The sequence below is a fragment of the Streptomyces sp. NBC_01498 genome, assembly GCF_036327775.1.
Classification (GTDB): Bacteria; Actinomycetota; Actinomycetes; order Streptomycetales; family Streptomycetaceae; genus Streptomyces.
In genome coordinates this window covers 1,373,330-1,392,871 of record NZ_CP109598.1, presented here as the reverse complement: position 1 = coordinate 1,392,871, position 19,542 = coordinate 1,373,330, and the positions used below count along the sequence as shown (strand labels likewise).

General features: G+C 73.5%; 15 protein-coding genes and 1 pseudogene. 11 read left to right on the top strand and 5 right to left on the bottom strand.

The genetic code is table 11. The annotated features are described in order from the left end of the window. Positions 1–74 precede the first annotated feature (74 nt). From OG875_RS05760 to OG875_RS05745, 4 genes are all read left to right on the top strand, one after another. The gene (locus OG875_RS05760; RefSeq protein ID WP_330173148.1) at positions 75–1,205 is read left to right on the top strand and encodes an acyl-CoA dehydrogenase family protein; all 1,131 of its coding nucleotides are present in this window, start codon (positions 75–77) and stop codon (positions 1,203–1,205) included. Beyond that, positions 1,202–1,606, top strand: coding sequence for a RidA family protein (locus tag OG875_RS05755; protein ID WP_330173147.1), 405 nt, complete (start codon positions 1,202–1,204; stop codon positions 1,604–1,606). The genes OG875_RS05760 and OG875_RS05755 overlap by 4 nt, the downstream gene beginning before the upstream one ends. Positions 1,607–1,621: 15 nt before the next feature. After that, positions 1,622–4,108: a glycoside hydrolase family 2 protein gene (locus OG875_RS05750; RefSeq protein ID WP_330173146.1), complete on the top strand. Its 2,487-nt coding sequence runs from the start codon at positions 1,622–1,624 to the stop codon at positions 4,106–4,108. A 157-nt stretch (positions 4,109–4,265) separates the two neighbouring features. Further along, positions 4,266–4,676 (top strand): YybH family protein, encoded by a 411-nt coding sequence (locus tag OG875_RS05745; protein ID WP_330177611.1) that lies wholly within the window; start codon positions 4,266–4,268, stop codon positions 4,674–4,676. Positions 4,677–4,702: 26 nt separating this feature from the next. Here the strand turns inward: OG875_RS05745 and OG875_RS05740 are convergent, their stop codons facing one another. Next, complete coding sequence (locus OG875_RS05740) at positions 4,703–5,098, bottom strand: nitroreductase/quinone reductase family protein (protein ID WP_330173145.1); 396 nt, start codon at positions 5,096–5,098, stop codon at positions 4,703–4,705. 167 nt (positions 5,099–5,265) lie between these two features. Here OG875_RS05740 and OG875_RS05735 point away from each other — a divergent pair, with 167 nt between their 5' ends. Together OG875_RS05735 and OG875_RS05730 are read left to right on the top strand one after the other, a co-directional pair. Further along, positions 5,266–6,714, top strand: a complete 1,449-nt coding sequence (locus tag OG875_RS05735) for an ABC transporter permease (RefSeq protein ID WP_330173144.1) — start codon at positions 5,266–5,268, stop codon at positions 6,712–6,714. A 58-nt stretch (positions 6,715–6,772) separates the two neighbouring features. Next, positions 6,773–7,453, top strand: a complete 681-nt coding sequence (locus tag OG875_RS05730) for an ABC transporter ATP-binding protein (protein WP_330173143.1) — start codon at positions 6,773–6,775, stop codon at positions 7,451–7,453. Between the two features lie 76 nt (positions 7,454–7,529). Here OG875_RS05730 and OG875_RS05725 read toward each other — a convergent pair whose 3' ends face one another. Then, positions 7,530–8,726: a hypothetical protein gene (locus tag OG875_RS05725; protein ID WP_330173142.1), complete on the bottom strand. Its 1,197-nt coding sequence runs from the start codon at positions 8,724–8,726 to the stop codon at positions 7,530–7,532. A 1,031-nt stretch (positions 8,727–9,757) separates the two neighbouring features. Between OG875_RS05725 and OG875_RS05720 the strand changes: the two genes are divergently transcribed. The 3 genes from OG875_RS05720 to OG875_RS05710 all read left to right on the top strand — a co-directional run bounded on the left by OG875_RS05720 (position 9,758) and on the right by OG875_RS05710 (position 13,853). Then, entirely contained in the window at positions 9,758–11,248 is a 1,491-nt protein-coding gene (locus OG875_RS05720; RefSeq protein ID WP_330173141.1) for an MFS transporter, read from the top strand. A 123-nt stretch (positions 11,249–11,371) separates the two neighbouring features. Next, entirely contained in the window at positions 11,372–12,898 is a 1,527-nt protein-coding gene (locus OG875_RS05715) for a DUF2252 domain-containing protein (RefSeq protein WP_330173140.1), read from the top strand. A gap of 373 nt (positions 12,899–13,271) precedes the next feature. Continuing rightward, a complete protein-coding gene (locus OG875_RS05710) occupies positions 13,272–13,853 on the top strand; it encodes a TMEM165/GDT1 family protein (protein ID WP_330173139.1) in 582 nt (193 codons plus the stop codon). 170 nt (positions 13,854–14,023) lie between these two features. Here OG875_RS05710 and OG875_RS05705 read toward each other — a convergent pair whose 3' ends face one another. After that, positions 14,024–14,842 carry an SAM-dependent methyltransferase gene (locus tag OG875_RS05705; protein WP_330173138.1) on the bottom strand — a complete coding sequence of 273 codons (819 nt, stop codon included), beginning with the start codon at positions 14,840–14,842 and terminating at the stop codon, positions 14,024–14,026. Positions 14,843–15,429: 587 nt separating this feature from the next. Between OG875_RS05705 and OG875_RS05700 the strand changes: the two genes are divergently transcribed. After that, entirely contained in the window at positions 15,430–16,002 is a 573-nt protein-coding gene (locus OG875_RS05700) for an RNA polymerase sigma factor (RefSeq protein WP_330173137.1), read from the top strand. Positions 16,003–16,013: 11 nt separating this feature from the next. Then, entirely contained in the window at positions 16,014–16,730 is a 717-nt protein-coding gene (locus OG875_RS05695) for a hypothetical protein (RefSeq protein ID WP_330173136.1), read from the top strand. Between the two features lie 207 nt (positions 16,731–16,937). Here OG875_RS05695 and OG875_RS05690 read toward each other — a convergent pair. Continuing rightward, positions 16,938–17,327, bottom strand: a pseudogene (locus OG875_RS05690) (DUF2267 domain-containing protein); the annotation flags it as partial. A gap of 386 nt (positions 17,328–17,713) precedes the next feature. Beyond that, the gene (locus tag OG875_RS05685) at positions 17,714–19,417 is read right to left on the bottom strand and encodes a protein kinase domain-containing protein (protein ID WP_330173135.1); all 1,704 of its coding nucleotides are present in this window, start codon (positions 19,415–19,417) and stop codon (positions 17,714–17,716) included. Positions 19,418–19,542: the final 125 nt, after the last annotated feature.

The window sequence follows — 19,542 nt, the reverse complement described above, 5'->3', positions numbered from 1 at the left end:
TTGTGCATCGAGCGTATCGTGTGGGTGACGACAGTCAACAGTCCGCGATAGACGCCATTCAAGTGAGGGCCCGGATGCCCGTATTCTCGCTCGATCCGGCACAAAATTCCTGGTGCGACGAGCTGCGCGCCGTCGCCGCCGACCATCTCCGCCCACTCGCCGAGAAGGGCGAACCGGGACGGATCAACCGCCCGCTGGTCGCCGCCCTCGGCGACCTCGGCCTTCTGAGCCGCATGCTGACCGCCGGGGCGCTCGACCTCTGCCTGCTGCGCGAATCCCTGGCCCACGGCTGTACGGAGGCCGAGACCGCGCTCGCGCTCCAGGGACTCGGCAGCTTCCCCATCGTCCAGGCCGGTACCGGGGAACAGCGCGCCCGCTGGCTGCCCGAGGTGGCGGCGGGCCGCGCCGTGGCCGCGTTCGCGCTGAGCGAGCCGGGGGCGGGCTCCGACGCGGCGGCGCTCGCACTCGACGCCGTACGGGACGACGGCCCCGCCGACGGCCCCGGCGCCCGCTGGCTGCTGACCGGCGAGAAGTGCTGGATCTCCAACGCGCCCGAGGCCGACTTCTACACCGTCTTCGCCCGGACGACACCGGGCGCCGGGGCGCGCGGAATCACGGCCTTCCTCGTCCCCGCCGACCGGCCCGGCCTGACCGGCGCCCCGATCGAGATGCTCTCCCCGCACCCCATCGGCGCCCTGGCCTTCGACGCCGTTCCGGTGAGCGGGGCCGACGTCCTCGGCGAGGTGGACCAGGGCTTCCGCGTCGCCATGAACACCCTCAACCTCTTCCGCCCCAGCGTCGGCGCCTTCGCCGTCGGCATGGCGACCGCCGCCCTCGACGCGACCCTCGTCCACACCGCCGGCCGCACCGCCTTCGGCGGCCCGCTCAAGGACCTCCAGTCCGTCGCGCACCAGGTCGCCGAGATGGCGACGCGCACCGAGGCGGCCCGGCTGCTGGTGTACGCGGCGGCCGAGGCCTACGACTCCGGGGCGCCGGACGTACCCCGCCGCTCCGCGATGGCCAAGCTGTTCGCGACGGAGACCGCGCAGTACGTGGTCGACGCCGCCGTCCAACTGCACGGCGCCCGCGCGCTGCGCCGCGGCCACCTGCTGGAACACCTCTACCGCGAGGTCCGCGCACCCCGCGTCTACGAAGGCGCGACCGAGGTCCAACGCACCATCATCGCAAAGGAGTTGTACAGATGAGCCTGGAGCGGACCAACCCGGCGGACCTCCCGCCGCCCAGCGGCTTCTCGCACGCGGTGAGCGTGACCGCGACGGACGGCCGCCTGGTCTTCCTGGCCGGGCAGACCGCGCTCGACGCGACCGGCACGATCGTGGGGGACACCCTGGTCGAGCAGTTCGAGACGGCCCTCACCAACCTCCTCACCGCCCTGACCGCGACGGGCGGCACCCCGGCCGACCTCGCCCGTGTCACCATCTACACCACCGACGTCCCCACCTACCGCGCGAACGCCCCCGAACTGGGCCGTGTCTGGCGCCGTTTGGCGGGCCGCGACTACCCGGCGACGGCACTCATCGGCGTGGTCAGACTCTGGGACGAGACGGCACTGGTCGAACTGGACGGCATCGCGATGGTCCCCTGAGGACGGAGTCACGGTATGAAGGACGTCACCCCGCTCACCGACAACTGGACGCTGCGGCACGTCCCGGACGGCGGCCCGGTTCCAGAGGCACCCGCCGGTGAGGTGGCAGCCCGGGTGCCCGGGTGCGTGCACACCGATCTGCTGGACGCCGGGCTCATCGAGGACCCGTTCCTGGCGCTCAACGAGACCGCGGTCGCCTGGATCGGGCGTACCGGCTGGCGTTACGACACCGAACTCGGCGCCCGCGCCACCGCGCACGAGCGCACCGACCTCGTCCTCGACGGACTCGACACCGTCGCCGCGGTCCGGGTCGGCGGGGAAACCGTCGGCAACACCCGCAACATGCACCGGAGTTACCGCTTCGACGTCACCGACCTGCTGGACCCCGCCGTGCCGACACCGCTCACCGTGGAGTTCACCTCGGCCTACACCGAGGCCGAGGCCGTACGCGCCCTGCTCGGGGAGCGGCCCAACGCGTACCCCGAACCGTTCCCGTACATCCGCAAGATGGCCTGCTCGTTCGGCTGGGACTGGGGGCCGACCCTGGTGACCGCCGGGATCTGGAAGCCCGTACGCCTGGAGCACTGGTCCACCGCCCGGCTCGCCCGCGTACGCCCGCTCGTCACCGTCGACGGCTCCACCGGCCGCGCCGAACTGCGCGTCGACATCGAGCGCACCGGCACCGGAAACGCCACGGGCGGCGGCACCGACGGCGGGCCCCGGCTCACGCTCCGCGCCCGCGTCGGCGACCACACCGCCTCCGCCGACACCGACGGCTCCCGCGCCGCCCTCACCGTCGAGGTCCCCGGCGCCGCCCTCTGGTGGCCCCGGGGCTACGGCGAACAACCGCTGTACGAAGCCGAGTTGGAACTGCTCGACGCCGACGGGGCGCTCCTCGACCGATGGCGGCGCCGGCTCGGATTCCGTACCGTCACCCTCGACACGAGCGCCGACGCGCACGGCACCGCCTTCACCCTGGGCATCAACGGCCAACCCGTCTTCGCACGCGGCGTCAACTGGATCCCCGACGACGCCTTCCCCTCCCGCGTCGGCCCCGACCGCTACCGCGCCCGGCTCACCCAGGCCGCCGACGCGGGCGTCAACCTCGTACGGGTCTGGGGCGGCGGACTCTACGAGAGCGACGACTTCTACGACGTCTGCGACGAACTCGGCCTGACGGTCTGGCAGGACTTCCCCTTCGCCTGCGCCGCCTACCCCGAGGAACAACCCCTGCGCTCCGAGATCGAGGCCGAGGCCCGCGAGAACGTCACCCGCCTCATGCCCCACCCCTCCCTCGTCCTGTGGAACGGCAACAACGAGAACCTGTGGGGCTTCCGCGACTGGGACTGGGAGCCCGCGCTGGACGGCGACTCCTGGGGCGAGGGCTACTACCTCGGCCTGCTGCCCCGCGTCGTCGCCGAGACCGACCCCACCCGCCCCTACTGGGCGGGCAGCCCCTGGTCCGGCTCCTGGGACCACCACCCCAACGACCCCGCCCACGGCACCGCGCACTCCTGGGACGTCTGGAACCGCGCCGACCACACCGACTACCTCGACACCGTCCCGCGCTTCGTCGCCGAGTTCGGCTGGCAGGCCCCGCCCGCCCACGCCACCCTGCGCCGCGCCCTGCCCGGCGAGGAACTCTCCGCCGGCTCACCCGGCATGCTCCACCACCAGAAGGCCCACGACGGCAACGGCAAACTGGACCGGGGACTCGCCCGCCACTTCACCCCGCCCGAGCCCGGCCCGGCCGGCTTCGACCGCTGGCACTATCTCACCCAGCTCAACCAGGCCCGCGCCGTCACCACCGGCATCGCCCACTGGCGCTCCCACTGGCCGGTCTGCGCGGGCACCGTCCTCTGGCAGCTCAACGACTGCTGGCCGGTGACCTCCTGGGCCGCCGTCGACGGCGACGGGCGCCCCAAACCGCTCTACTTCGCCCTGCGCCGCCTCTACGCGGACCGGCTGCTCACCGTACAGATACGCGACGGCCGCCCCACCGTCGTCGCCGACAACCAGTCCCCGGACCCCTGGGACGCCCGGGTACGGCTGCGCCGCACGGCCGCCGACGGCCGCACACTCGCCGAGACGACCGTGACCGTACGGGCCGGGGCGCGCGCCGTCGCGTGCGCGGCCGTGCCCGCCGCGCTGCTGCCGGACCCCGCCTCCGCGAAGGAGTTCCTGGTCGCCGACGCGGGGGACCTGCGGGCCACGTACTTCCCCGTACGCGACCACGAGTTCGCCTACCCGCCGCCCCGCTACGACGTGGCGGCCGTCCGCCGCTCCGGCGGCCGGACGGACATCGTCGTCACCGCCCGCACCCTGCTGCGCGACCTGCTCCTCCAGGCCGACCGGCTCGCGCCCACCGCCGTCGCCGACCAGGGCCCGCTGACGCTGCTCCCCGGCGAGAGCGCCACCATCGGCGTACACGGCTGGGACCGCGAGGACCCTCCGTCGACCGCCGCCGTCCGCGACGCGCTCTTCGTGGTGGAACCCGCCTGACCGCCGCCCGAACGACGGCCCGCCCGAACGGGCCCGGACCTGTCGCGACGGCGCGCGCGTCCTCGACCGGGGCACGGTGATCCTCGCCTAGGGTCGTTGACCCCGGGATCGACGGGATCGATCCGTCCGACGAAAGCGAGCGGCACCGATGGCCGAGATGTCCGACGACGAGCAGCGGATCCGGGCCCTGATCGAGCAATGGGCGGCGGCCGTGCGCACCGGTGACATGGACCGTGTCCTGGCCGATCACGCCGCCGACATCGTGATGTTCGACGTGCCGCCGCCCCAGGAGGGCGTACGCGGCATCGACGCCTACCGCGAGACCTGGCCCGGCTTCTTCGCATGGCAGGCGAACGGCGCCACGTTCGACATCCTCGAACTGGACGTCACGGCGGGCACCGACGTCGCCTACGCGTACGCCCTGCTGCGCTGCGGTTCGCCGCGCGAGGAGGCCGAGCGGTCGGCCACCCGCCTGCGGCTCACCGTCGGGCTGCGCAAGGAACAGGGCCGCTGGGTGGTCGCGCACGAACACCACTCGTTCCCCGACGTGTCGGGCAGCGACACGTAGGGGCGGGGGCGGGGCGACCGGTGCGGTCAGCCGTCCAGATCGACCCGTACCGTCAGCAGATTCGTCCCCATCAGCCGCACCATCGCGCTGTTCCCGGTCGGCAGACCCCGCAGCCGGGCACGGGCGTCGTCCTCCGGCAGCGGGTACGCCGTCCCCGGATACCAGGTGCCCTTGATCCGGACCCGGACCCTCGGGTCGGCCAGGATGTTCCGTACGTAGTGCGACGTCTCGCCGTACTCGGACACCAGCCAGAACTCCTGGCCCACCCGGCGCCCGCCGACCGGGGTCCGCCTCGGCTGCCCCGACGTGCGCCCCGTCGTCTCCAGCAGGACCTGCCACGGCATCCGGGACGACAGCGGATTGGCCACCCGCCGCTGGAACGCCGTGACGACCCGGTGCTTGACCTCGTGGTACCGCGACATCCGTCCACCTCTCCAGTCCACTGTGACCGACCGCCGGGCCTCCGCGTCGGAGTCCGACCGAGCGCCGCCGGCCCTCCGCGTGGACGGCCGACCGCTGCTGACGGCTTCTCATCCTCCTCTTATGCGGTTCCTATGCTGCCATCACCCACCGTGAATATTTTCGCGTCATGTTCCTCATCTACCTCCGGCGCGAACTGCGCCGCCGCCGCAAGGCCGCGCTGGTCGTCGCCTCGGGGCTCGCGCTCGGCATCGCCCTGGTCATCGTCGTCAACTCCGTCTCCACGGGCATGCAGCGCGCCCAGGGCGACGTCCTGGAGTCGCTGTACGGCCTCGGCACCGACATGACCGTCACCAAGGCCGCCGACCCCGCCTCCGAGGGCGGACCCGCCCGGCCCCGCTTCAACTTCGACGCGCAGGACGGCGAGGAGCAGCAGAGCAACGACTTCGTCATGCCGCAGGGCTTCCAGACCCTCGCCGCCGACACGGTCGACAAGGTCGCCGGGCAGTCCGGGGTGGCCGCCGCCGTGGGCGGCCTCAGCCTCACCGTCGTCAAGGTCGACGGAGAGTTCAAGCCCGGCGAGTTCCAGCCGAGGGAGGGCGGCCCCGGCGGCGGAGGCGGCTCCACGGGCGGGCCGCAGGGAGAAGTACGGGGCGGCGGCGCCGCGTTCGACGTGGACTCCTCCACCGTCTACGGCACCGACACCACCCACCAGGACCTCGGCCCGCTGACCTCCTCCAGGATCACCGACGGCCGCGCCTTCACGGCGGCCGACGCCGGCGCGAAGGTGGCCGTGGTCGACGCCGCCTACGCGAAGGAGAAGAAGTACCGGGTCGGCGGAGACCTCACCCTCAAGGGAACGACGTTCGACATCATCGGCATCGCCACCGCCGACAGCGGTGACGCGGCGGCCGATCTGTACCTCCCGCTCAAACAGGCGCAGACCCTGTCCGACTCCAAGGACAAGATCACCACGGTCTACGTCCGGGCCGACGACTCCCAGCAGCTCGGCGCGGTCGAGGAAACCATCAGGAAGAACATCCCGGGCACCACCGTCACCAGCTCCGCCGACCTCGCCGACACCGTCTCCGGCTCCCTCTCCACGGCGTCCGACCTCGCCGCCGGCGTCGGCAAGTGGCTGTCGATCATCGTCCTGGTCGCCGCCTTCGTCGTCGCGGGACTGCTCACCATGTCCGCCGTCGGCCGCCGCGTCCAGGAGTTCGGCACACTCAAGGCCCTCGGCTGGACGAGCGGGCGCGTCACCCGGCAGGTCGCCGGCGAGGCGATGGTCAACGGACTGGTCGGCGGCGTGCTCGGCATCGCCGTCGGCGTGGCCGCCGCCTACACGGTGACCGCCGCGGCCCCCTCCCTGACCGCCCGGCTCGGCGCCGCGGCGGGCGGCCCCGGCGCTCCCGGCGGCGGCATGTTCCGCGGGGGCGGCCCCGCCGCACAGGCCGCCGACAAGGCCGTCGAGATCGGCCTCACCGCGCCCGTCTCCGTCACCACCATCGCCCTGGCGGTCGGCCTCGCGGTGACCGGCGGCCTCGTCGCGGGCGCCTTCGGCGGCTGGCGCGCCTCCCGGCTGCGCCCCGCCGACGCGCTGCGCCGCGTCGAGTAGCCCCGGGCCGCGCCCCCCGTACCGCCCTCACCTCACCGCAGCACCCAGGAGTCGCACCATGTATGAACTCAGCGGCGTCACCAAGCAGTACCGCCGGGGCAAGGACACCGTCGACGCGCTCGCCGGGATCGACCTGACCATCGGATCGGGCGACCGGCTCGTCATCAAGGGCCCCACCGGCGGCGGCAAGTCCACCCTCCTCCAGATGCTCGGCGGCCTCGACCGGCCCACGGCGGGCAGCGTCACCCTCGACGGCACCGACCTCGCCCGGCTCGGCGAGGGCGCGCTCACCGCCGTACGCGGCCGGTCCATCGGCTTCGTCTTCCAGAGCTTCAACCTCATCCCCACCCTGACCGCCCAGGAGAACGTGGAGACGGCGCTGGTCCCGCTCGGCACCAAGGCCGCCGAACGCCGCGAGCGCGCGGCGGAGTCCCTGCGCTCCGTGGGACTCGGGGAGCGCCTCCACCATCTGCCCTCGGAGCTGTCCGGCGGCCAGCAGCAGCGCGTCGCCATCGCGCGGGCGCTCGTCAAACAGCCCAAGGTCCTGCTCGCCGACGAACCGACCGGCAACCTCGACGAGTCCATGCGCGACGAGATCATGGACCTGCTCGAAGGGCTCTGGAAGGAGCACGGGCTGACCTTCGTCATGGTCACCCACGACACCGCCATCGCCCGCCGCGCGACCCGCCTCGCCACGATCAGGCGGGGCAGGCTCACCCTCACCGAACAGGAGCGGTGACGGGCGGGGCCGGTACGGCGGCGCGGCGGGGGTGGTCCCGCCGCCGTACCGGCCCCTCACCGGCCGGCCCCCGCCGCTACGGCTCGATGCGCACGACCGTCACCGGGCCGCGTGCCCTGGGCAGGGCGATGCCCCGGGCCTCGGCGGCCAGGCCCGGACGCAGCGTCCACGGCACGGTGCCCGTTCCCGTCAGCCACTCGTCCGTCACCAGACTCCCCACGACGAGTCCGCGCAACGGGGCCTTCAGGGACCAGTTCAGGCCCGCGCTCAGCTGGCCGTACGACGGGCCGTGCCCGTGCCGGTCGCGGAAGGCGAGGGTGAACTCGGCCGCCAGGGGGCCCGGGTCGGAATGGGTCCGCCGCCACTCGGCGAACGCCGCCGCGACCTTCTCGGTGGTGGCCCGTGCGCGAACGGGGACCATGAACGCCTCCGCGACCCGCTCGACACGCAGCGCGCACATCGCGCAGTACTCGACGGACTCGGCGTGCCGCCGCAGCCCGGGTGTGGCCGACGCCTTCCACCCGGCCCACGCGTCGGCGTCGAACGTGAATCCGGGAGTCGACGCGATGACCACCCCGTCGTCCGGCTCCGGGGGCTCCGTCGCCTCCTCCGCCTCCGTGGGAGGACGCCTGCCCGACAGATGGCGTACGGCGGGAGCGAGCCGGCACCGGTCCTGCGACAGCTCGGCCAGGAAGCCCTTGCTCAGGAGATCGGGCAGGGCGGCCCGGCAGGCTTCGGGCAGCTCGGGCGGGATCGGCCCCTGAAGCCCGGGGGTGCTGTGCGCGGCGAGGAACAGCCCGGCCAGCCGCGCGGCGGGCGGGAGCTTCTTGACCGGCTTGGCGGACAGAGTCCGCGCGGCCCACCCGGACACCCGCGAGCGCATGTTCTTCCCGAGGGGCAGGGGATGGTCCGTCCCCGGGGCCAGATCAGGGACGGTGACGGGCCACGGTGTCGCGGGATCGCCGTCGAGCAGCCCGTCGGGCACCTCCCAGCCCAGGCCGCGAAGGGCGCCCACGGCCTGCCGCGCGTCGCCCAGCCGCAGGGCGGCCAGATCCGCCCCGCTGACATTGCCGACACCGCCGCGCGCGGCCCGGATCGCCACCACCGCGGCGACGAGCCGGGCGTCGGGGTCCGGCAGGGCCAGCGAGGCCACATGACTGACCAGCGCGCGCGCCGCTTCACCCTGCGGCGGCGTCAAGAGGTAGGGGAGCTGCGGGGGCTTCTCGGCCGGGGCAGCGCTGACATCGGCGGAACGGGACACGGTGTTCGACACACCAGGTACAACGCGCACCGATGACCGAGGTCACCGTCCGACTCCTTTTCCGAGCGGGCGGGCGCGGGGGAGGCCCCGGGGCGCGTCGTGTCCGCGCCGCCGAGGCCGGGCCGTCGCCCGGGTCGCGTTGCCCGGCCACGGCCGGGTCAACGGGCACCCGGCTCCGCCGGCCGTGAGGGGCGCCGGAGCGCGACGCGCCGCCGCACGCCGTCCCGGCCCGAGAGGGAGCACCCGCGCCGGGTCTGGTCCTGACCCGGAGGGAACGGGACCAGCGTTACGCCGTCCCGGCCCGGAGAGGAACGGACCCGCGCCGTAAGCCGTCCCGGCCCGGAAGGAGGCGGGCACCTGCCGTTCGCCGTTCCGGCCCGGATGGGAATGCGACCCGGGCGAGGGCCACGGCACGGAAGGGAACGGCCCCCTGTATCCCGTCCCGGCCCGGAACGGCCCCCGCGCCCCGCCCCGTCCTGGCCGTGAGGGGAACGGGCCAGCGCCGTACGGTGTTCCGGCCCGGAGGGGACTGCGACCCGGGCAAGGGACCCGGCCACGGCGCGGAAGGGCAGGGACCCTGCCGTACCCCGTACCGGCGCGGACGAGAACGGGCCCCCGCCGTATCCCCGGCGCGGAAGGGAGCACCCGCGCCGTGCCCCGTCCTGGCCGTGAGGGGAACGGGCCAGCGCCGTACGGTGTTCCGGCCCGGAGGGGACTGCGACCCGGGCGAGGGAACGGCCACGGCGCGGAAGGGCAGGGACCCTGCCGTACCCCGTACCGGCGCGGACGAGAACGGGCCCCCGCCGTACCCCCGGCGCGGAAGGGCCCCCCGCCCTACCCCGCCTCCGCGCCGACGAGAACGGCCCCCGCCCTGCCCCGTCCCGGTGGCACGCAGGCGGTGGGACTTTCGCGACACGCGCCGGGCGGGCGTGTCAGGCCGGGGTGTGTGGCGGGCGACCGTACGCTGGCCCGGTTCGTGGCCCCTCCACGCCGCGCGCCCACCGTTCCCCCGCGTCCCCCCACGTCGGCCCCGGAGGCGTCTCGTGCCGTCCCGCCCACCCTCGCCGCTCTCGCCGAAGCTGTTCACCCGGCTCCCGCTCGCCGGGAAGTACCCCGCCTCCGTCGCGCTGGCGCTGCTCGCGCTGAGCCCGTATCTGATCCTCACCACGGCGACCTTCCTGATGGAGCCGCAGATCATGCGGAGCATCGGCGCCACCCGGTACGAACTCCAGCTCACCAGCGGCATGTCCAACGCGGGGTACGCCTTCGGCGCCGTCGCCGCCGCCGACCTGGTCCAGCGGGTGTCCCGGCGCCGGGTCTACCTCGTGTGCGAGAGCGGATTCGTCCTCAGTACGGCGCTGGCGCTCGGCGCCCAGAACATCGGCATGTTCGCGACCGGGGTGATCCTCCAGGGACTCTTCACCGGCATGCTGCTGGTCGCCGCGCTGCCGCCGCTGATCACCGGGCACCCCATCACCCGGCTCCAGACGACGGCCGCCGTCGTCAGTCTCGGGCTTTTCGGCATGGTGGCCTTCGGGCCGCTGGTGGGCGGGCTCGTCGGTTCGTTCGGCGGCTGGCGGCCCCTGTTCGCGGCGATCGGCACCCTGGCGCTGATCGGTCTGATCACCGGCTCCCTCACCTTCGAGGGCAACGATCCGCCAGCCCGCCGTGCCCGTTTCGACTGGACCGCGATCCCGCTGGCCTTCGGCACCACGGCGCTGCCGTTCTTCGGTGTCTCCTGGCTGACACGCGGCGACTTCGACGACCCCGAGTTCTACGTGCCGGTCGTCGTCGGTCTGATCTGCGGGATCTTCCTGGTGGGCGGCCAGTACCGCAAGGCCCACCCGCTGATGCCGGTACGGCCCATCAGCAACACGCTGCCGGTGGTCGGGACGCTGAACGCGATGCTCGTCGGCGCGTGCTTCACCACCCTGCTGGAGCTGATCGAGGTCTATCTGACCCAGCGAGCGGGATTCTCCCCCGTACGGATCGGGTCACTGCTCACGCCGCAGATCCTCGGTGTCGTCCTCGCGACCGCCCTGTTCCGCAGTCTGATGTCGACCCGCTGGACGCCCGTGCTGGCGTTGTGCGGCACGGTCAGCGTGGCGATCGGCGCGGCCGTGCTGCTGGCGACCTCCACCAGCAGCGCGTCGGTGACCGTTCCCGTCGCGTCGTTCTTCCTCGGCTTCGGCGCGGGCGCGGGCGTGACACCGGGCCTCTTCCTGGCGGGCTTCTCCGTCCCGGCCATCCAGATCGGCCCGACCTTCGCGCTGGTGGAGCTGCTGCGCTCGGAGGCGGCGTTCCTGATCGGCCCCGTGCTGCTGCACCTCGCCCTGGTCCAGGGGCTCGCCGACGGATTCCATCTCGCGGTGGGGATCACCCTCGGGCTCAGCGTGGTCGGCGGGGTGGGCCTGGTGAGCCTCTTCCTCCTGGGCGGGGCCCGGCCGGAGGCGCCGGACCTGGTGTCCTGGCACGCGGGTACGTCGACGGGCTACCACTCACCGGCCCTGCTGGCGGCCGTCCGCTCCTCCTGACACCTCGCGCGCCCGGCCCGGCGCCGCTCCGGCCCGGACGCCGACGTGCGGGGCCCTGGCCGCCGCCGGATAGTGAGGGGAGGGGGCGGCTCTCGGGCGGACTCTCGCGGTGGAGGCACATCGATGACCAGGCGCGGCAGGAACACCGGCAGGACCCCCGGCAGACACGCCGACCGGAACCGCGACCGGAACCCCGGCGCGGAACCCGGCGGAGCGCCCCGGGCCTCCGGCCGTTTCGGGACGCCCGTACGCCGGCAGACGCTCCACCTCTCCCCGCAGGAGCGGGCCGCCCGGGGAAAGGCAGCGCGCAAACGGGCGCCGAGATCCAGCCACGCGGTGTTCGAGGCGTCCCCCGACCGGCCCGACCCGGTGGCGGTGATCGACGCGCAGTCGCAGTCGCGGGTGCCGGAACTGGTCCCCATCCGCTACGGCCGTATGACCGAGTCGCCCTTCCGCTTCTACCGGGGCGCCGCCGCGATCATGGCCGGTGATCTGGCCTCCACTCCCGACTCCGGCATCCGGGCCCAGCTCTGCGGCGACGCGCACCTGCTGAACTTCCGCCTCCTCGGCTCGCCGGAACGCCGGCTGGTCTTCGACATCAACGACTTCGACGAGACACTCCCCGGCCCCTGGGAGTGGGACGTCAAACGGCTCGCCGCGAGCCTGGTGATCGCCGGGCGCGAGAACGGCTACTCGGCCAAGGAGCGGTCGATGATCGTACGGGCGTCCGTGGGGTCGTACCGCGAGCGCATGCGCCTGTTCGCCGGGATGGGCAATCTCGACGTCTGGTACACCCGCGCCGACATGGCCGACCTCCAGCCGATGGCCGACCGGCGGCTCGGCCCGAAGGGCCGCGAGCGGCTGTCGAAGATGATGAGCAAGGCGCGCACCCGCGACAGCCTCCAGGCGTTCGAGAAGCTGACCCGGCAGAGCGACGGGCTGCGCCGCTTCGCGGCCGACCCGCCGCTGGTCGTACCCATCGACGACCTGCTGCGGGGCGGACAGCACGACACGTTCGTCCGGGAACTGCACAAGCTGGTCGACCGGTACGGCCGGAGCCTGTCCACCGAGCGGCGGCAACTGCTGCGGCAGTACCGCGTGGTGGACATCGCCCGCAAGGTCGTCGGGGTCGGCAGCGTCGGCACCCGCTGCTGGATCCTGCTCCTGCTCGGCCGGGACGACGCGGACCCGCTGATTCTCCAGGCGAAGGAGGCCGACCGCTCGGTGCTGGCGGAGCACGCCGGACCGAGCGAGTACGCCAACCAGGGCCAGCGCGTCGTCGCCGGGCAGCGGCTCATGCAGGCGGTGGGCGACGTCTTTCTGGGCTGGGACCGGGTACGGGGGCTGGACGGCCGTCAACGCGACTTCTACATCAGGCAGTTGCACGACTGGAAGGGCATCCTGGCGCCGCAGGGCATGCTGCCCGGCGGGATGCGGGTGTTCGCCGAACTGTGCGGCGCGACGCTGGCCCGCGCCCACGCCCGCTCCGGGGACCGGATCGCGATCGCCGCGTATCTGGGCGGCGGCCCGGCGTTCGACCACGCGCTGGCCGAGTTCGCCGAGAGCTACGCCGACCAGAACGAACGCGACCACGCGGCCCTGCTGGCGGCCGTCGGATCGGGACAGGTGCGGGCCGCGGCGGCGGCGTGAGCGGGCCGTACGCCCGGTGGACGGCCCGCACCCGGCGGCGGCGCGACCGTGGGCGGCGTACCCGGGCGCGGGCGGCGGGTCAGGGGGTGGTGGAGGGTCGGGGCGGCCCGGCCCCTCCCGCCCCGCCTGTTAGGGTGTCCGGCAGCGAAGGGGAGTAGTCCCGAGAACCGCTGGTCGACACACTGGGCGCCTCCGGGCGCCCCGGCCACCGGGCCACCGCGGTCACTGCGGGGCGGACGAGACCTTCGGCCAAGGCATGATCCGTTCCGCGTTTCCGCGCGGGAGGGCCGTCGTGCCGGGCCGAGTGGTTCCTCCCGTCGCCCCGCTGGGTGCCGTACGAGCCGACGGCCCGGCCCCAGCAGAAAGCACGCACATGTCCTTCGACCCCCTGGCGCTCCTCACCGCCTTCGGGCTGATCTTCCTCGCGGAACTCCCCGACAAGACCATGTTCGCCTCCCTGGCCATGGGCACCCGGATGCGCCCGCTGTACGTATGGTTCGGCACCTCCACCGCCTTCGCCGTGCACGTCGCGATCGCCGTCGGCGCCGGAAGCCTGCTCGGGATGCTCCCGGAAGTGGCCGTCAAGCTCGTCTCCGCCGCCCTGTTCGCGTTCGGCGCCGTCGTGCTGCTGCGCGGCGGGGACGAGGACGACGAGGAGGGCGCGGGCTCCGTCGTCACCGGCTTCTGGCCCGTCTACACCACCGCGTTCATGGCCGTCTTCATCAGCGAGTGGGGCGACCTCACCCAGATCACCACCGCCAACCTGGCCGCGAGCAACGGCTGGGTGCCGACCGCGATCGGCTCGCTCCTCGCGCTGATGTCGGTCTCCGCCCTGGCCCTGCTGGCGGGCCGCTTCATCGCCCGGCGGGTCCCGCTCAGGACCGTGAAGCGCATCGGCGCCGCGTGCATGGCCGCCCTGGCCGTCTGGACGCTGATCGAGGCGTTCGTCGGCTGAGCCGGAGCCGGAGACCGGGATCGGAACCGGGACCGGGATCGGAACCGGAGTCGGGGCCGGTCTCCGGGGGAGGCCCGCGGCGCCGATGCGGACCGGGTCCGGTCCCCGGGGAAGGCCCGCGGCGCCGATGCGGACCGGTCCGGTCCGGTCCGGGGTCTACGGCTCGGCCCTCACGGCTTGCGGGCTATCCCGGCGTAGCAGGCGGCCTCCGTGTCCGTGATGTTGTCCGCGTGGTCGTCGGGGTCGGGCCGCCACCGCTGGCTCGGTACGACGCCGGGCTCCAGCAGCTCCCAGCCGTCGAACAGGCGGACGATGTCCGCGTGGGACCGCGCCTGGCCCGGCGTGCCCGAGGCGCGGTAGGCGCCGGTGAGCCGGGCGATGCCCTCGGGGTCGAAATCGGGGGTGACATGCGTGATGGTGAGGGTGCTGCCCGACGGCAGGGCGTCCTTGAGGCGCTCGACGATGCCGTGGGCACCGCCCTCGACGCGGTCGTCGGTGACGAAGTGCAGCAGCGCGTTGAGACTCAGCGCGATCGGTCTGGTGAAGTCGAGCGTCGCGCGGATGTCCGGCGTGGCCAGGAGCGCGGCGGGATCGGTGACATCCGCGTGGACGTAGGCGGTGCGCCCCTCGGGACGGCTGTGCAGCAGCGCGCGGGCATGGGCCAGGACGATCGGGTCGTTGTCGGTGTAGACCACGTGCGCCGAGGGCGTCGTCGCCTGTGCGATCTCGTGCAGATTGGGCGAGGTGGGGATACCGGTCCCGATGTCGAAGAACTGGGTGGCGCCCCGCTCGGCGAGATACCGGGTGGAGCGCTGCATGAAGCGCCGGTTGATCCGGGCCGTGGCGAGGAGGGAGGGGAACGCGGCGAGTGCCTTGCCGGCGGCCTCCCGGTCGGCGGGGAAGTTGGTCGTGCCGCCGAGGTAGTAGTCGTACATCCGCGCCGAGTGCGCCTCGTCCAGTTTCAGGTCCACCGTGCCGTTGTCCGTCATGCCGCGCCCCCAGGTGCCTCGGTGTCGTCTCGGTGGTGTGCGCGCCGGTCCGGCGGCACGCCTCCGTCGCGGTTCACTGCCCACGACGGTATGGGGACAACCGTACGAACAGGGCGTGCCCGCACGGACGTTGGGGGTACACGCATGCGAACGGGGAACGTGCTTAAGGAATTTGCCTGCCCCTAGCGGGCCCGTAGTCGTACTATTACTGTCTGCGAGAATGCTCGGGGAAGCGGCCCGCCGGACCGCCCCGAGCGCCCGGTCGACCGACCGACGAACGCGAGACACCGTGTCTCACACCGACGTCCTCCTGCGGAGCGGCTCGGTGCCCACCCAACAAGGACATCCGTGGAACTCGATCTGGAAGCCGTGGCGGCGCGGTACGACGCCGTCCGGATCCGCGCCCGAGCGTTACGGTCCGCTCCCCGGCGCTTTCCGGCCGCGGTAGCGCGCGCCGGAGCGCACCACCCCCACTGCCAACGGGCCGCTCCCCGCGCGCCGTTGGGCGCCCCCCGCCGGCGGCGCGGGTCGGTCCCCGCGCACGGGAGCGGGCTCTGATGATTGTCCCGACGCCCCACACGCGGGACATGTACGAACGCATCGGACGGCTCGGCCTGACCTTCGACGCCTTCCACGACCACCACCGCAGGCTCTGGATGCGCTACGCGCACACGCAGATCGGCGGCCGGGCCGCGGCCGAGTCGGTGGTCGACGCCGTCGCCGCCCGCCTCGGACGGCACTGGCAGCACGTCCTGGCACAGGAGTCGGTGCCCCGCTACGCGTGGGCGGTGCTCAAGGAAGAGATCAGACGGTGGCTGGACGCGCGCGGACTGCACCCGGCCCTGGTGGACACCGCCGCCTTCCACGCCGCGATCGGGAAGATGTTCCTGGACCGGACGCGCGACGGGGCGGACCTGCTGGCGGACGAACTCGGGCTGTACGCCGCCATCGCGGGCCTGCCGGAGCGTCAGTACGACGTCGTCGTGCTGCGTTTCGTCCTCGGCGTGGAGGAGGAACAGGTCGCGGAGTACCTGGGCATCGACGCGGCCACCGTACGCTCACAGGTACGGCACGCGCGGCGCCGCCTCGCGCGCCACCTCGACCTGTACGACACCGGAACGAGCGGGTCCGGCACCGGAACGCGCGAGACGGCAGAGTAGAGAGAGCAGACGTGCGCCGTACCGACGACCACGCCTCCCTCAGCGCCCGGCTGGAGCAGGCGGAAGTCCTCACCCACACCTACGACGACTACGACATCGAGGCCGCCCGGCGGCGGGTCACCGCCCCCGCCCCGGCGGTGGCCCCGTCCGCCGGCCCCGACGCCCCGCGCGAGGACCCCGCCGCCCACGAACAGGCGGACCGGGACCTGGACCTCGCGGTCGCACTGATCGTCGACACCCCGCAGGCGGCGAGCGCCCTCGGACGACTGGTGGACGAGGAACGGCCCGACCCCGAGGGCGCGGTCGTGTTCGCGGCCCTGCTCCATCTCACGGGGGACCACGACGCCGCCCAGTTCTGGTGGCAGTTCGCGGCGGGCGGCGGCAACCGCACCGCGGCCTTCTGCCTGTATCTCGCGCACCAGCGCCGCGCCGAGTTCAGCGACGCCACGTACTGGCGCGACCAGGCCCGCAACCTGCACGCACCGACCCCCGTCCCGCCCCCGGTCCTCCGGGGCTCCCTGCTGCCGGAGCGGGTACGCCACCGGCTCCTGGCCCAGTGCCGTACGGGGCGCCGCCCCACCCTCCCGGCGCGGCTGGAGGCGCTGATCAACCGCCTCCCGGTGGACAGCCCGGACCACGACTTCGGCCCGATCCCGCGCCCGGTCGACACCCTCCCCGACGACCTCCCGCTCGCCACGGAACCGGGTGCGGGCGGCGGCCGGTCGTAACGGGGCCCCACCCGTCGCACCGGCCCGGACATGGGCCGGCCCGCCGCCCCGGGGGGGACGAACTCCCCGGAGACGGCGGGCCGTTGTACGGCTGGGCTACCGCCCGCACCCCGCCGTGGCGACGTCCGCGATCACGCCCGCGGGCTTGGGCGGCCGGGGCAGTGTCCGGTGCGCGCCGGGCAGGGAGCCGCTGTCGCTCCGCCGCCGCGCGGCCTGGGTGAGCTCGGCGCGGCCGAACAGCAGCGGATAGCCGGGCGGCAGCTGCGTGAGGACCTGGCCGAGGACATCGCTTCCGGCGAGGTGCCCGACGAGCGTGAGCACCGTGCTGGTGTCCCAGCGCGTGGTGGCGGGGGTGCCGCCGGTGCGGGCGGCGAGTTCTCTCACGAACTCCTGGCCGGTGAGGGGCTCGGCCGGGGCGCCGGCGCCGAGCAGGCGAGCGGCCTCGGCGGGCAGACGGGCGGCCAGGGAGGCGCGCTCGCCGCCGGCGAGCTGCCGTCCCAGAGCGGTCAGTACGTGGGTCACCGACTCCTCGGCGCGCTCGCGCGTCGGGTACGCGCCCTCGTAACGGACCTTCTCAAGCATCCGGTCGAACGTCATGACCTTCGATGAAGCTGCTGCGGCCTGGAAATACATGGGCAGGTGCCTTCCTCGTCGTGGGTGATCGCCAACAAGGCAGACAGAGCCGTTCCGCGCCTTTGCGGATGTCCTGTCGTTCCGGTGCCCGGCCTGTTCCGGCCCCTTGTGGGGTGCCGCGAGCCGGGTCCGGCTCTCAGCGGTGGGTGCGGAGTACGGACCGTGCGTGGGTCCCGCGAAGTGCGGGCCTCGCACGACATCACCGTCTTCCCGAACGCCAATACCGCCGCACCTGGTACCCCGGTTCTCCGGGTCCATACCCGAGCGGGTCGAAACTCTTCACTCGGGGACCCGGCCGGGACCGGAAATCAGACGCGACAAGCTCGGGGCGGCACACGTTCGGACAGTGCCTAGGCGTGAAAGCCGCTGCAGGAGATGGTCCGGAACTCCGTCGGTCCGCCTTCCACATGGTAGATCACCACGGTCCAGTCCCCCCGGTCGGCGCTCACCGGGATCGCGTCCACGGTCCGCGAACCGAAGTGGGCCCGGAAGTCGTCGGGGTAGCGGAAGGTGAGACTCCCGCCCTTGGACCACCGCGAGTACAGGTCGACCGGTTTGCTGGTGAAACCGATGCCCTTGCTCTTCGAGCTGAGCGGGCGGCCGGTCGTGCGGTCGGTCTCGTGCGGCGGGCGTACCCCTACGGACACGTAGTACGGCGCGGGACGCTTCCCGCTTCCGGTGCCCTCGGGGCGCACGGACATCGACGCGGTGCCCGAGCCGGTGGTGTGCGACACGGACGACTGGAAGTTCGGTGACCCGAAGCCGGCGATGCTCGTCGGATCGCAGCGGCCGATTCCGTGGGACGACTCGTACGAATCGTCCGACAGGGCCCAGCGCTCCTCCGTGACACCGCCGTTCAGAAGGTGGTCCGGCGGCCCCGCCGGTTTTTCCTCGTCGGCCTTGTCCTTCTCGCTGTCCTCTGTGTCCTCGGCGGTGGGTCGCGGCGTGGCGGTCCCGGACACCGTGGACCCGGTGACGGGGCCCGCCCCGGGCTCCGAATCGTCGTCGCCGGGGTCGGTGAACTGCCACAGCGCCACGGGCACGAGAAGCGCCGCCACCGCGCACGCCACGAGCGCGCCCCGGCGGGACCGGCGGGGTACGGAGGTGGCCGGCTGCCGGTCCGGCACGGCGTACGGGGTGGTCCCGGGGCGGTCCGGGTCACCGGCCCCGGCCGACGGATGCACCGGCCCGCGCCCCGGTACGGGATCGGTGTCACGCGCCACCTCGCGGTAGTGCGCGTCGGCCGTCAGCGCCGAGTCCACCGCGCAGTCGGCGATCACGGCCGCCAACGCGGGCCGCTCCGCCGGGTTCTTGGCGACACAGCGCCGGATCAGCGCGGCCAGGTCGTCCCGTACGCCCGTCAGGTCGATGTCCTCGTGCACGGTGCGGTAGCTCACCACGGAGGCGTCCCCGCCGCCGTACGGCGGCCGGCCCGTCGCGGCGGCGGCGATCGTCGCCCCGAGCGCGAAGACGTCGGCGGCCGGGCCGACCTCGTTGCGCATGAGGACCTCCGGCGCGGCGTAACCGGGCGTCCCCGGCGCCGTCCCGGCCTGGGTGAGGGCCGTCCACTCCAGCCCCCGGGCGATACCGAAATCGATCAACTGCGGTCCCTGCGGCGCGAGGATCACGTTCTGCGGCTTCAGGTCCCGGTGCGTCACCCCGTGCACATGCACCGTGGCCAGCCCCTCGGCGAGCGCGGCGAACAGCCGCAGGGCGCTCTCCGCCGGGAAGGGCCCGCTCACGCGCACGGCCTCCCGCAGCGTGGGCCCCGGCACGTACTCGGTGGCCAGCCAGTACGGCGGCGCGTCCAGCGACGCCTCGATCAACTGGGCGGAGTACGGGCTGCGTACGGCCTCCATGGTCGCCGCCTCGCGCCGGAAGCGGGCCATCGACTCCGGATGGTCACTGATCTCGTCCCGGATCACCTTCACGGCCACCAGCCGCCCGCCGGGCGAACGGCCCAGGTAGACCTGTCCCATACCCCCCGCGCCGAGCCGGGCGAGAATCTGCCACGCGCCTATGCGCGCCGGATCGTGCGGTCGCAGCTCATCCACCGGCACGACTCTGCCACACCGGCCGCCCGGCGGCCCACGGGACGGCGGGGTCCGGCGGCGAAGGGGAGCGCGCGTATACGAGGAACGCGTATGTGAGGAACACGGTCGTGCCGTGGCCGACACAC

Bases quoted from the DNA above. Each gene is read 5' to 3' on its own strand.
- OG875_RS05760 (WP_330173148.1), top strand. From the start codon at position 75: ATGCCCGTATTCTCGCTCGATCCGGCACAAAATTCCTGGTGCGACGAG.
- OG875_RS05755 (WP_330173147.1), top strand. From the start codon at position 1,202: ATGAGCCTGGAGCGGACCAACCCGGCGGACCTCCCGCCGCCCAGCGGC.
- OG875_RS05750 (WP_330173146.1), top strand. From the start codon at position 1,622: ATGAAGGACGTCACCCCGCTCACCGACAACTGGACGCTGCGGCACGTC.
- OG875_RS05745 (WP_330177611.1), top strand. From the start codon at position 4,266: ATGTCCGACGACGAGCAGCGGATCCGGGCCCTGATCGAGCAATGGGCG.
- OG875_RS05740 (WP_330173145.1), bottom strand. From the start codon at position 5,098: ATGTCGCGGTACCACGAGGTCAAGCACCGGGTCGTCACGGCGTTCCAG.
- OG875_RS05735 (WP_330173144.1), top strand. From the start codon at position 5,266: ATGTTCCTCATCTACCTCCGGCGCGAACTGCGCCGCCGCCGCAAGGCC.
- OG875_RS05730 (WP_330173143.1), top strand. From the start codon at position 6,773: ATGTATGAACTCAGCGGCGTCACCAAGCAGTACCGCCGGGGCAAGGAC.
- OG875_RS05715 (WP_330173140.1), top strand. From the start codon at position 11,372: ATGACCAGGCGCGGCAGGAACACCGGCAGGACCCCCGGCAGACACGCC.
- OG875_RS05710 (WP_330173139.1), top strand. From the start codon at position 13,272: ATGTCCTTCGACCCCCTGGCGCTCCTCACCGCCTTCGGGCTGATCTTC.
- OG875_RS05705 (WP_330173138.1), bottom strand. From the start codon at position 14,842: ATGACGGACAACGGCACGGTGGACCTGAAACTGGACGAGGCGCACTCG.
- OG875_RS05700 (WP_330173137.1), top strand. From the start codon at position 15,430: ATGTACGAACGCATCGGACGGCTCGGCCTGACCTTCGACGCCTTCCAC.